The 12762-nt window shown below is 44.9% G+C and carries 9 protein-coding genes; 3 read left to right on the top strand and 6 right to left on the bottom strand.

What is annotated here, in order from left to right; translation table 11 throughout:
- Positions 1 to 53: 53 nt before the first annotated feature.
- On the bottom strand, positions 54 to 2195 hold the full coding sequence (gene ftsH, locus BN6465_RS02000; protein ID WP_066731213.1) for an ATP-dependent zinc metalloprotease FtsH: 2142 nt from the start codon (positions 2193 to 2195) through the stop codon (positions 54 to 56).
- A 143-nt stretch (positions 2196 to 2338) separates the two neighbouring features.
- Here ftsH and BN6465_RS01995 point away from each other — a divergent pair, with 143 nt between their 5' ends.
- Both BN6465_RS01995 and BN6465_RS01990 read left to right on the top strand, forming a co-directional pair.
- Entirely contained in the window at positions 2339 to 3817 is a 1479-nt protein-coding gene (locus tag BN6465_RS01995) for a DUF1846 domain-containing protein (protein WP_066731211.1), read from the top strand.
- Between the two features lie 185 nt (positions 3818 to 4002).
- Entirely contained in the window at positions 4003 to 5616 is a 1614-nt protein-coding gene (locus BN6465_RS01990) for a CTP synthase (protein WP_066731209.1), read from the top strand.
- 12 nt (positions 5617 to 5628) lie between these two features.
- On the opposite strand, the gene BN6465_RS01985 is transcribed toward BN6465_RS01990, so the two are convergent.
- The gene (locus BN6465_RS01985; protein WP_066731208.1) at positions 5629 to 6138 is read right to left on the bottom strand and encodes a helix-turn-helix domain-containing protein; all 510 of its coding nucleotides are present in this window, start codon (positions 6136 to 6138) and stop codon (positions 5629 to 5631) included.
- Between the two features lie 81 nt (positions 6139 to 6219).
- Complete coding sequence (locus tag BN6465_RS01980; RefSeq protein ID WP_066731206.1) at positions 6220 to 6840, bottom strand: GNAT family N-acetyltransferase; 621 nt, start codon at positions 6838 to 6840, stop codon at positions 6220 to 6222.
- An 82-nt stretch (positions 6841 to 6922) separates the two neighbouring features.
- On the opposite strand from BN6465_RS01980, the gene BN6465_RS01975 reads away from it, so the two are divergent.
- Complete coding sequence (locus BN6465_RS01975; RefSeq protein ID WP_066731204.1) at positions 6923 to 7735, top strand: MerR family transcriptional regulator; 813 nt, start codon at positions 6923 to 6925, stop codon at positions 7733 to 7735.
- 128 nt (positions 7736 to 7863) lie between these two features.
- Here the strand turns inward: BN6465_RS01975 and BN6465_RS01970 are convergent, their stop codons facing one another.
- Genes BN6465_RS01970 through BN6465_RS01960 form a run of 3 tightly spaced genes read right to left on the bottom strand, consistent with a single transcriptional unit; the run spans position 7864 to position 12707 of the window.
- Entirely contained in the window at positions 7864 to 9723 is a 1860-nt protein-coding gene (locus BN6465_RS01970) for an ABC transporter ATP-binding protein (RefSeq protein ID WP_330384721.1), read from the bottom strand.
- Positions 9716 to 12127 (bottom strand): ABC transporter ATP-binding protein, encoded by a 2412-nt coding sequence (locus BN6465_RS01965; protein ID WP_066731202.1) that lies wholly within the window; start codon positions 12125 to 12127, stop codon positions 9716 to 9718. Before BN6465_RS01965 ends, BN6465_RS01970 begins: the two co-directional genes overlap by 8 nt.
- Before the next feature lie 58 nt (positions 12128 to 12185).
- A complete protein-coding gene (locus tag BN6465_RS01960) occupies positions 12186 to 12707 on the bottom strand; it encodes a MarR family winged helix-turn-helix transcriptional regulator (protein ID WP_154670174.1) in 522 nt (173 codons plus the stop codon).
- Between the last annotated feature and the right edge of the window lie 55 nt (positions 12708 to 12762).

Genomic DNA, 12762 nt, shown 5'->3' with positions numbered 1-12762 from the left:
GAAGGTATCCTTTTTCAAGATACCTTCTTTGTCTCCTGCGCAATATTCAGAGTCTATTCTGGAAGAATGAACCCATTTTCATCTGTCTTAGGACTATCTTGTTCCGGCTCTGGCAGCTGGTGATTCACATCCTCTGTCGTATCTTCATGCTGTTCCTCTTCTTTCGGAGATTCCAGCAACTGTTCCTTTTTATCCGTATCCTTCTCTTCCGGCTCCGGCAGCCCTTCACATTTACGGAAAATTTTCATAAACTCTTTTCCAGTGATAGTTTCTTTTTCTATCAGGAATTCGGCAATCTGATCCATTGTCTCCCGATGTTCTGATAAAAGACGCTTTGCCTCCGCATAAGACGCCTTCAACATTGCCATTACTTCCTGATCGATCTCTGCGGCTGTAGCTTCTCCACAGTTCATAACGGCCCGGCCGTCCAAGTAACGGTGCTGTATAGATTCCAGACCGATAAGCCCAAACTTCTCAGACATACCATACTGGGTAATCATTGATCTTGCGACCTTTGTGGCCTGTTCAATATCATTGGAGGCCCCGGTCGTAACAGTGTCGAAGACAAGTTCTTCCGCAGCGCGCCCTGCCAGCATCCCCACCAGCATCGCTTCCAGCTCTGCTTTGGTGTTAAGGAATTTCTCCTCCTCAGGCGTATGCATTACATAGCCCAGCGCGCCCATAGTTCTGGGCACAATCGTGATCTTTTGTACCGGTTCCGCATCTTTCTGCAGTGCGCTGACCAGTGCATGCCCTACTTCATGGTAGGAAACAATGCGCCGCTCCTTCTGGCTCATGATACGGTCCTTCTTCTCTTTACCTACAAGAACGACTTCTACGGCCTCGAACAAATCTGCCTGCGTAACAACATGCCGTCCATTCTTAACCGCATTGATGGCGGCTTCATTTATCATATTCGCTAAGTCTGAGCCTACCGCTCCGGACGTAGCCAGCGCAATCTCTTCCAAATTCACTGTCTCGTCCATTCTTACATCTTTGGAATGTACTTTTAGTACATCGATTCTCCCCTTCAAGTCCGGCTTGTCTACAATAATACGACGGTCAAAGCGTCCGGGTCTGAGAAGGGCCGGGTCCAGTATCTCCGGGCGGTTTGTAGCCGCCAGCAGAAGAAGTCCCTTATTCGTATCAAATCCATCCATCTCTGCAAGAAGCTGATTCAATGTCTGCTCACGCTCGTCGTTGCTGCCCATCGCATTATCTCTGCTCTTACCAATGGCGTCAATCTCATCGATGAAAATAATACATGGCGCCATAGACTGGGCCTGCTTGAACAAGTCACGTACCCTCGAAGCACCTACACCTACATACATCTCCACAAAGGCGGAGCCTGACAGTGAAAAGAACGGAACCTTCGCCTCACCAGCAACTGCTTTCGCAAGAAGAGTCTTACCTGTTCCCGGAGGACCGACTAGAAGCGCTCCTTTCGGAAGCTTTGCCCCAATCCCTGTGTATTTTCCCGGATTGTGCAGGAAATCAACAACTTCCTGCAGGGACTCTTTCGCCTCATCCTGCCCCGCTACATCTTTGAAGGTCACACCGGTCTGCTTCTCCACATACATCTTGGCATTGCTCTTTCCAACGCCCATCATACCGCCGCCCTTGGACATCCTTCTCATGATGAAGCTGGCCAGAATCACGAACATTCCGATTGGAAGAATCACGCTGATAAAAATATTCAGCATCATGGCAGATGTAGAATCCGGAATCTGCTGCTCATACTTTACACCTGCTTTGTAGAGACGGTCTGACAACGTATCATCTCTTACTATACCGGTATAGTACTGCTTCTGAGAACTGAACAGTCCTCCTTCTTCCTCCTCTGAATCTGATGTTTTACTGTCATCCAGCGTCCCTTCCACCACATCACTTTCATCGTTTTTCTTGGAGCTGTCTTTTTTCATCTCCTTCTCGCTTTTCGGCGTGATGACGATGCGGTCATTCTGTACAACTACCTTTTTGACCTCCCCTGCATCCACCATATCAAGGAACTGGTCATAGCTTATCTGCTGCGCCCCCGTATCCTGTCTCAGCTGGTTCAGGGCAAAAACAAGAACCAGCGCAATAAGCGCAGTCATGGCGATAACTCCCCAGCCTTGCTTGTTATTCTTATTATTCTTATTGTTCTGGTTATTATTTCTATTATTCGGATTATTCCGATTATTCTGATTATCCATAAGTACCTCCTACACGTTGTCTCTTCTATTATAAGGAGCATAAAATCATAAATCAATAAAAAGATTATGAAAAGATTGTAAACTAGCCATAATTTATAGTATACTAGTAATGTTAATTACAGCAGAGAAGGATGGATTTTTGTATGAAAATTGGATTTGACAACGATAAGTACCTGAAAATGCAGTCTTCACATATACGTGAACGAATCAATCAATTTGACAATAAACTGTATCTTGAATTCGGAGGCAAGCTCTTTGACGATTATCACGCTTCCCGTGTTCTCCCGGGATTTTGCCCCGACAGTAAGCTGAGACTTCTTAAGGAATTGTCCGATATGGCTGAGATAGTCATTGTTATCAGCGCCTCTGATATTGAAACCAATAAAATGCGCGGTGACCTTGGTATCACTTATGACTCCGACGTACTTCGCCTGAAAGACGAATTCGAAGAGAGCGGGCTTTATGTGGGCAGTGTTGTCATCACCCAGTATTCCGGCCAGAACAGCGCCGACCTCTTTAAGGGGCGTCTGGAAAAGCTGGGCATCAAAGTCTATCTTCATTATGTAATAGAGGGATATCCGTCTAATATCCCGCTGATAGTAAGCGATGAAGGTTATGGGAGCAACGACTATATTGAGACTTCAAGGCCACTGGTAGTCATCACGGCGCCCGGCCCGGGAAGCGGCAAGATGGCCACCTGCCTTTCCCAACTCTACCATGAGCATAAGCACGGCATCCGAGCCGGATATGCCAAGTTCGAGACATTTCCCATATGGAATATACCACTGAAGCATCCTGTCAATCTGGCATATGAAGCCGCCACTGCCGACTTGAATGATGTGAATATGATCGATCCCTTTCATCTGGAGGCCTATGGGGAAACTACAGTCAATTATAACCGGGACGTAGAGATTTTTCCGGTTCTCAGCGCCATCTTTGAGCGTATCTATGGAGAGAACCCTTACAAATCTCCTACCGATATGGGCGTTAATATGGCCGGAAATTGTATCTGTGATGACGCGGTGTGCCGTGAGGCATCCTGTCAGGAGATCATCCGCAGATATTATCATACTATGGACCGTTTTCTGACGGGGGACTGCCCGAAAGATGAAGTGTATAAGATTGAACTGCTGATGAATCAGGCCGGTGTCACTGTCCATGACCGCAGGGTTGTGGATGCCGCGCTTGCAAGGGCCGAGGAGACCGACGGACCGGCGGCAGCGCTCGAACTCCCCAACGGCAGCATCGTCACGGGGAAGACCTCTAAGCTTTTAGGCGCTTCTGCTTCCTTAATCTTGAATGCACTGAAGGAGCTGGCAGGAATAGACCATAAAGTCCATGTCATCTCTCCGGAAGCCATAGAGCCTATTCAGAAGGTGAAGACCGAATATCTTGGCAGTAAAAATCCACGGCTTCATATTGATGAAGTACTGATTGCCCTGTCTATTAGTGCCTCCGCTGACCCGGTAGCCGGATTAGCGTTGAATCAGATTCCCAAGCTGAAAGGATGTCAGGCGCATACCTCCGTTATGCTGGCAAGTGTGGACGTAAAATTATTCCAAAAACTTTCCATACAAGCCACATCGGAACCAAAATATGAAAAAAAACCAATTTACCAATAAATAGGTGTTTCATTTTTTTGCTAAAAGGTGTATAATTCAAAAGTATTTTTTGAAAACTTAATATAAGACATGTTCAAAAAAGAACATGAAAATGACGAGTGAGCCACATAAATATTTATTTTTGTGGCTTATCTCTATTTTATATGTAACAAGATAACCATGCAATGACAGCTAAGGAGGACACTATGGCAGTAAAATACGTTTTTGTTACCGGAGGAGTTGTATCTGGTCTGGGGAAGGGCATCACCGCCGCTTCTCTGGGACGTTTGTTGAAATCCCGTGGATACACCGTTACCATGCAGAAGTTCGACCCATACATCAATATCGATCCCGGTACGATGAATCCGGTACAGCACGGAGAAGTATTTGTGACAGAAGACGGTGCTGAGACGGACTTGGATCTCGGACACTATGAGCGCTTTATCGATGAAAATCTTACAAAGAATTCCAATGTGACAACCGGAAAAATATACTGGTCTGTTCTTCAAAAGGAGCGCCGGGGTGATTTTGGCGGCGGCACAGTTCAGGTCATTCCCCATATAACCAATGAAATCAAAAGTCGTTTCTACCGCAATCCTGCCGCTCAGGACACAGAGATTGCCATTATAGAGGTTGGCGGCACCGTTGGCGATATTGAGAGCCAGCCCTTCCTCGAGTCTATCCGGCAGTTCCAGCATGATATCGGGCGGGATAACGCAATCCTTATCCATGTGACTCTTATTCCCTATTTAAAAGCATCTCAGGAAATGAAAACAAAGCCTACACAGGCCAGTGTAAAAGAACTTCAAGGGATGGGAATCCAGCCTGACATTATAGTCTGCCGTTCTGAATACCCGCTGGAGGACGGCATCAAGGACAAAATCGCACTCTTCTGCAATGTGCCCGCAGACCATGTCCTTCAAAATCTTGATGTGGAATATCTTTACGAGGCACCGCTGGCAATGGAAAAAGAGCATTTGGCCTCTGTCGTATGTGAATGTCTGCATCTGCAGTGCCCGGAACCAGATTTGAAGGACTGGGCCGAGATGGTTGACTGCCTACACCACCCGACTCAAGAAGTGACCGTGGCACTTGTGGGAAAATATATCCAGCTCCACGATGCCTACATCAGTGTGGTAGAGGCGCTCAAACACGGTGGAATCTACAGTCACACTACCGTCAACATTAAATGGATTGATTCTGAGACAGTGACCGGCGAGACAGCGCCCCATCTATTCGAAGATGTCAGCGGTATCCTTGTACCGGGAGGCTTTGGCGACAGAGGAATCGACGGCAAGCTGGAAGCGATTAGATACGCTCGGATTCATAAAATTCCTTTCCTTGGCCTTTGCCTTGGCATGCAGTTATCAATAGTGGAATTTGCCAGAAACGTGGCCGGCTATCATGATGCCCACAGCGTGGAATTGAAGCCGGATACAACCCATCCGGTCATTCATATTATGCCGGAGCAGATAGGTATTGAGGATATTGGAGGGACGCTGCGGCTAGGCGCATATCCCTGTATCCTTGACGAAGATTCTAAGGCTTACAAACTTTATGGCACCAAGGAGATTAGGGAGCGCCACCGTCATCGCTATGAGGTAAATAACGACTACCGTGAGGCACTGGTAAAGAACGGTATGAAACTGTCCGGACTTTCTCCCGATGGAAGGATTGTAGAAATGATAGAAATTCCGGAACATCCTTGGTTTATTGCTACGCAGGCACATCCGGAGCTTAAATCGCGTCCGAACAAGCCCCACCCCCTGTTTAAAGGCTTCGTTGAAGCGGCAGTGGAATACGGCCGCCCAGCGAAATAAAAGGGAAGGGCTTTATACTTTCTTCCGTGTCAAGAAAATTCCAGCGGCGGCTCCTACAAAAATAACCGGCGCTAACCTGACAAACAGCCATTCAAACACGTGAAAAGCTGACCCTGCGACCGCGGTTTCAGGGTCATTATAATTCCAACTCAAATAAGGACTATTTAATACAATTAAGACTGCAGAAATGATTACTATGGCCACACACAATGAGATAAGCAGCCAATGAAGTATTTTTCGTCTCATAGTCTTTTTTTGTGCAAGCTGCAAGTTTATAATCTCCAGTTTTTCAGAAATCGCTTTTAAGTCACTAACTTCTGCCGGCACAACCGTCCCTCCAAGTAAAGTGCTTACGGGTGTTTCAAGAGCTTCCGATATGAAAATTAACATGTCAGAATCAGGAACTGACAATCCTTGCTCCCATTTAGAGATGGTTTGCCGCACCACATTCAGCTTGACAGCAAGTTCTTCTTGTGAGAGACCTTTTGATTTTCTGATTGCTTTTATGTTTTCGTTCAGCATTAGTGATAACTTCCTTTCTTTTTGTCGTTACCACTATTGTATGGGAAACTGCCCGTTGCTACAAGCAACGCATGTTAACATTCAGACTTTATAGTCATAAATAAAAAAATTCATTTTTGCTTGTTGTCCTTTTATTATAAAAACATGTTCTCGCTCACAGCGGCGAACCATTCCTTGATGTTCATAAAATCCATAGTTGCAGCTTGTATCTGTAAACAGATAGAACTCATTGAGACCTTGCTCTTTTAAGTATCCAAGGGCAGAGTCAAACAATCTTTTTCCTATACCTTTTCCTCTGCAAGAGGTATCGACCGCAAATAGCGCAAGTTCGGCTGGATAGGATTTATCCACATCAGCTAAAAGCCGTTTATCAATACCATTTACGTTAGCAAATATTTGTGTTACTTTTCTTCCCTCTTTGGAAAGATACAGCGATAAAATAGACTTCATTTGTTTCAATCTATATTTTAGAGGGCACCTATGAATGGCTATATTTTTGACTAGAATAATTCCAATGGGTTTATCATTCATTAAAGCTACACGGGAAAAAGTATGATTTGTTAAGCAACTGCTTAAAAATACTCTTGCCAATTTTACCGCTGTCCTAGGACTACTAAACTCATCATAGTGCCACGTTTCACGGATAATGTTTTCTAACACTTTAAAATCTTCTTTTTGATACTCTCTTAATGTAATTTGCATTTTTAATCCTCCTTGTCATTTCCGTTTATAATTTGTATAATAGTCTTTACAGTTACTGTAAAGTCAATAAGGAGATTAAAAAGTGAAAAAAAGTAACATTCAGTTAACTACTGCCCAGTTTGCAAAACTTCATGAAGTGAATAAACGTACACTGCATTATTATGACAGTATCGGTCTTTTCTCCCCTAACACCAAAAAAGATAACGGGTATAGATATTATGACTTATCACAAAGCATTGCCTTCGAGTATATCCGTATGCTGAAAGAATTGAATATGAGTATCGAAGAAATTGAAGCATATCGTAAAAATCCCACTAATGACAGTTTTCTCAAAATCGCAAATTCCAAAATAAAAGAGATTGATGTAGAAATTCAAAAATTGAAAACTATCAAAAAGATATTGCAAGCAAAGAAAGACAGTATAACTCTTTGCGAAAACTTGCAGGAACAAACAATTAGAATTGAAGAGTACCCGTCTGAAAGTATTTTGTTTGTGCCTATTGATTTTGACGAAGCTGATATATCAGAATTATTTGTTTATCTGAAAGATATATGGAGTATGGAACAAATCCGTATGGGAATTGGAGGGGTTATTTCCCTCGATAAAGTTATCAATGAAGACTTTGAAAAATATGATGGACTTTATACCCCTGCTTTAAGAGATTCTTCATCAACAAAGAAGCGAATCAAACCAAAAGGCAAATATTTATGTGGTTACCAAAAAGGAACGTGGGACAAGTTACCATGTATGTATAAGAAAATGATTGATTATGCCAAACAAAATAACTTAATCCTTACAGGCTATGCTTACGAGATAGGTTTGAACGAATTTGCTATCTCTGACTCAGCAGAATATGTCACGAAGATTATGATCAAGATTCAAGATAACTCTTAACTTAGCAGTTTCATGGTTACGCTGTGCCCACCTCGATTCCGCTTCGCTTCATCTCGGTGACGGCTTGCGCCGTATATAAAACATCAAAGGCAGAAAAGTATGTAAACATACTTTCTGCCTCTTCTGTTTTATGCACAGCTTGATGCTTGTGCAAACTGTGAATTATACAATTCTGCGTAAAATCCGTTTTGTTTTATTAGGTCGTTGTGGTTGCCTTGTTCTATGATGTCTCCGTCTTTCATGACTAGGATTAGGTCTGCGTCGCGGATTGTGGATAGTCTGTGTGCTATGACGAAGCTGGTTCTGCCTTTCATGAGGTTATCCATTGCTTTTTGTATCTGGACTTCTGTCCTTGTGTCTACGGAGCTTGTGGCTTCGTCGAGAATGAGTATTTTGGGGTCTGCCAGTATGGCTCTTGCTATGGTGAGAAGCTGTTTTTGTCCTTGGGATACGTTGCTGGCTTCTTCGTTTAGTACCATATTGTAGCCGTTTGGCAGTGTCTGGACGAAGCGGTGTACGTGGGCTGCTTTGGCCGCTGCTACTACTTCTTCATGGGTCGCGTCTAGTTTTCCGTAGCGGATGTTGTCTTCGATTGTCCCGTTGAAAAGCCAAGTGTCTTGAAGTACCATGCCGAACATCTGGCGCAGTTCACTTCGGTTAAAATCTTTGATGTTGTGGCCGTCTACCATAATGGCTCCACTGTTCACATCGTAGAATCTCATCAGCAGTTTAATCATTGTTGTCTTTCCGGCTCCTGTCGGTCCAACGATTGCGATTTTCTGTCCATGTTTTACTTTGGCAGAGAAATCATTGATAATTATATGATCTGGATGATATCCAAAGTGTACATGCTCAAATTCCACATTGCCGTTCAAGCCTTCGATTGGAGTGGGATTCTCCGCAAACTGGTCTTCCTCTTCCTCATCCAAAAATTCGAAAACACGTTCTGATGCGGCAGCGGTGGACTGCAGCATGTTTGCCACCTGTGCCACCTGTTGGATCGGCTGGGTAAAGGAGCGGACGTACTGGATAAAGGATTGGATATCTCCCACCTCTATCACATTCTTGATTGCCAGATAGCCCCCAAGGATAGATACGCCTACATAGCCCAGATTACCGACAAACTGCATAATGGGCATCATCATTCCTGAAAGGAACTGTGACTTCCACGCTGATTGATACAGCACGGCGTTTGTCTCGTCGAACACTTGAATGACATCCTCTTCTTTATTAAAAGCCTTGACAATATTATGTCCGCCGTATACTTCTTCCACCTGTCCGTTGATGTGTCCCAAATATTCCTGCTGGTTTTTAAAGTACTTCTGTGAACGCTTCACTATTGCAGAAATCAGGACCATCGAGAGCGGAAGAACCAAAAGTGCAATCAGTGTCATGAGCGGGCTGATGCTGAGCATCATAATCAGGACACCAATAATCGTTGTGACAGAGGTAATCATCTGTGTGGCGCTCTGGTTGAGACTCTGGCTCAATGTGTCCACATCGTTGGTGACACGGGACAGCACTTCGCCGTGGGTGGTCGTATCAAAATAATTCATCGGCATACGGTTGATTTTTTCAGAAATCTCTTTTCTCATCCGATAAGTCATCTTCTGAGAGACTCCGGTCATAATATATCCCTGTATGAAGGAGAACAGCGCGCTCACCGCGTACAGGCAGAGAACGGTCAACAATATCTGTCCGATTTTGGTAAAATTGATTCCGTCTCCTCCGGAAACCTTACCTACCAGACCATTGAAAATCTCTGTGGTCGCCTTTCCCAGAACTTTGGGGCCGACAATGGTAAATATCGTACTTCCTACGGCAAATGCCATCACAAAGAAGATACCGATTTTGTATGCACCCATATAGCTCAACAGTTTTTTCATGGTACCTTTAAAATCTTTTGCCTTCTCCCCGGCTCCCATTCCGTGGCCCATTCCGCCTCGGCCCATCGGGCCTCTTCTTGGTCTTGTTCCCTGATTACTCATAGTCTGCCTCCCCCTTTCCGTCGTTTTCTATTCTGTCATTTCCCATATGGTCAGCAAGCTCTGCCTCCGACAACTGGGAAGCCGCTATCTGATAATAGGCCTCGCAAGACTTCAAAAGTTCTTTGTGCGTACCGATTCCGGCTACTTTTCCTTCGTCCAGTACGATAATCTGCTCTGCATGTAAAATGGTACTGATTCGCTGTGCTACGATAATCACCGTGCTGTCCTGTGTCTTCTGCTTGAGTGCCGTACGCAGGGTGATATCGGTCTTATAATCCAATGCGGAAAAGCTGTCGTCAAAAATAAAGACATCCGGTTTCTTCGCGATTGCTCTGGCGATGGACAAACGCTGTTTCTGTCCTCCCGACACGTTAGAGCCGCCTTGGGCTATCGGGCTGTCATATTTCTTTCTCTTCTCTTCGATGAACTCTGTCGCCTGTGCGATTTCGGCTGCCTCTACCATCTCCGCGTCCGAACCGTCCGGGTTTCCATACATGATATTAGAAGCAATCGTTCCTGAGAAAAGTACACCCTTCTGCGGAACATAGCCTAATTTCTCCCGAAGTTCATGCTGGGAAATATCCCGTACGTCCATTCCGTCCAGTGTAATCTTCCCTTCACTCACGTCATAGAATCTCGGAATCAGGTTGATCATCGTAGATTTACCACTTCCGGTACTTCCTATGATAGCAGTTGTCTGCCCGGGTCTTGCGGTAAAACTGATATCATGGAGTACATCCTCTTCCGCCTGTGGATACCTAAAGGATACATGGTCGAATACCACTTCTCCCTTCCCGCTTTCCGGTACATGTGCCGGATTCTCCGGATCACGGATCGCTGTTTTACTGGTGAGCACTTCATCCACACGATTAGCGGAAACGGCCGCCCTCGGAAGCATAATCGATATCATACAAATCATTAAGAAGGCCATAATTATCTGCATCGTATACTGGATAAACGCCATCATGTCACCGACCTGCATCTGTCCGTCATTAATTCCGTGCGCTCCGGTCCATACTATCAGTACAGAAATTCCATTCATTACCAGCATCATGGCCGGCATCATGAACGTCATCGCACGATTGACAAACAACTGTGTCTTCATCAAGTTTTTATTAGCGGAATCAAACCGCCCCTCTTCGTACTTCTCTGTACTAAATGCACGGATGACCGGGAGGCCTGTAAGAATTTCTCTTGTCACCAAATTCAGTTTGTCGACCAAGTTCTGCAGAATCTTGAATTTTGGCATGACCGTTGTAAAGAGAACAATAACAATCAAGAGAATTAGTCCTACCGCCACCGCGATAATCCAGGACATATCCACATTCGTATGGAATACTTTGAAGATACCACCCGCAGCAATAATCGGCGCATAGAGCACCATCCTCAAGAGCATGACTACCAACATTTGAATCTGCTGAATATCATTCGTACTTCTTGTAATTAACGAAGCGGTGGAGAATTTATCGAATTCTCCATTAGAAAATCCAACTACTCTCTTGAATACTCTTCCTCTCAAATCACGTCCAGTGCTGGCAGCGACTCTGGATGCGAGAAATCCAACTAATACACTTGCCGCCATTCCAAGGAATGCGAGGCCAATCATCTTTGCCCCGGTAGTTAAAATATATTTATATTGTATGGAATTTGTGTTTACACCGAGGTTCTTATATGCCGTCTTAATATAGGCCGTAGCCGCCTGTTCCACCATCGTCTCAGGCATATCTGCCATACCCTTGCTTATATTTTCAGTAATCTCCGAGCGCTGTTCGTCCGGAATCATTTCTAAGAGCTGGAACGCATCTGCATCATCGATTTTCTTTAATTGAGCGTCGATTTTTGCCTTCGCTTCTTCCTGCTGCTTCTGTGCCGCCTCCGGATTTGCCGCAAGCATTGCCTTCTGCTCATCGGTCATCTGGCTTTGCGCCGCCTCCATCTGAGCCTGCGCCTGCTGCTCCATGGCAGACTTCATGTTCTCCTTCATTGAGTCTTCCATCTGTTTTGTCATATCGCTGTCAGACTCAAAACCGGATGTCAGAAGCATTGGTTTTCCCATGATTTCAACCAGTTTATCTACTGTCTCCTCGTCTTCCTTTTTACTGGAATCCAGTACATACACGGCCCCGTCATAGTCATACCCGGTGTCGGTGCTCTTCAGCTCATACGCTTGTTTCACAACCGCGGCATCTTCCTCGCTCATGAAAAGAAGAAGCTTATCCATATCCTCTTCCCTCAAAGCCTGCGGAATTTTATCATCAATCCCCCCCTGCTGGATTCCAACATTTACAATGTCGGACGTATAAGCCGGCAGAGATAAGTCGCAAAATGCCTGCACAATCAAAATAGCGACAATCGCTGCAATCGATGCGGCATAAGGCTTCAAATACTTAAATAATTTACTCATACACCTGTTGTCCTTCCTTTCTAGTTCTTACATAATGGATGCGTCAAAACAGTCATCCTTAAAATTCATCGTGTTCACACTCCATATGGGGTGGCTTCCTAATACCTGACATGTCAAAGCCCTTCACAGCCAAAATATTGTCACGCATCTGGAGCAGCAGCCTCCGCAAAAGCATAAGCTCCTCACTGCTCATATTGCAGAAAAGCAGCTCCTCCGTCTGCCCTACGATCTGGCTCATGTTACTTACACAGTCTTTCCCCTTATCCGTAATTCCGATGCGGGTAATCCGCTGGTCACATTCATCCGGCCGCCTGACTATATACTGGTTCTTCTCCATCTTCTGCAGCGCTACCGTCACCGACGGGGGCTTCACACCTATCCTGTCCGCCAGCTCCCGCTGAGAAAGCTCTCCATATCTATTCAGCACAAATAATATTCCCGCCTGCCCCGGCTTCAAGTTCATCTGCTGCAGAAGCTGCATAAAATAATGTTTATGCATATGCCCTACTTGATGAAACAACATCTGCAATGGCATATTTTCAAGATTCATATTCTTCGGATCAAAATCCTCCGGTTCCACATTATCACCTCCATTAGTTAGATGTCTAACGGTTATTCTATGTCTATTACCCAAA

Origin of the sequence: Bariatricus massiliensis, from assembly GCF_900086725.1 — a bacterium.
Lineage (GTDB): Bacteria > Bacillota > Clostridia > Lachnospirales > Lachnospiraceae > Allocoprococcus > Allocoprococcus massiliensis.
The sequence above is the reverse complement of the archived record's forward strand: the minus strand, read 5'-3'. Positions and strand labels throughout refer to the sequence as shown.

Coding starts and splice junctions, on each gene's coding strand:
- ftsH (WP_066731213.1), bottom strand. CDS start 2,195: ATGGATAATCAGAATAATCGGAATAATCCGAATAATAGAAATAATAAC.
- BN6465_RS01995 (WP_066731211.1), top strand. CDS start 2,339: ATGAAAATTGGATTTGACAACGATAAGTACCTGAAAATGCAGTCTTCA.
- BN6465_RS01990 (WP_066731209.1), top strand. CDS start 4,003: ATGGCAGTAAAATACGTTTTTGTTACCGGAGGAGTTGTATCTGGTCTG.
- BN6465_RS01985 (WP_066731208.1), bottom strand. CDS start 6,138: ATGCTGAACGAAAACATAAAAGCAATCAGAAAATCAAAAGGTCTCTCA.
- BN6465_RS01980 (WP_066731206.1), bottom strand. CDS start 6,840: ATGCAAATTACATTAAGAGAGTATCAAAAAGAAGATTTTAAAGTGTTA.
- BN6465_RS01970 (WP_330384721.1), bottom strand. CDS start 9,723: ATGAGTAATCAGGGAACAAGACCAAGAAGAGGCCCGATGGGCCGAGGC.
- BN6465_RS01965 (WP_066731202.1), bottom strand. CDS start 12,127: ATGAGTAAATTATTTAAGTATTTGAAGCCTTATGCCGCATCGATTGCA.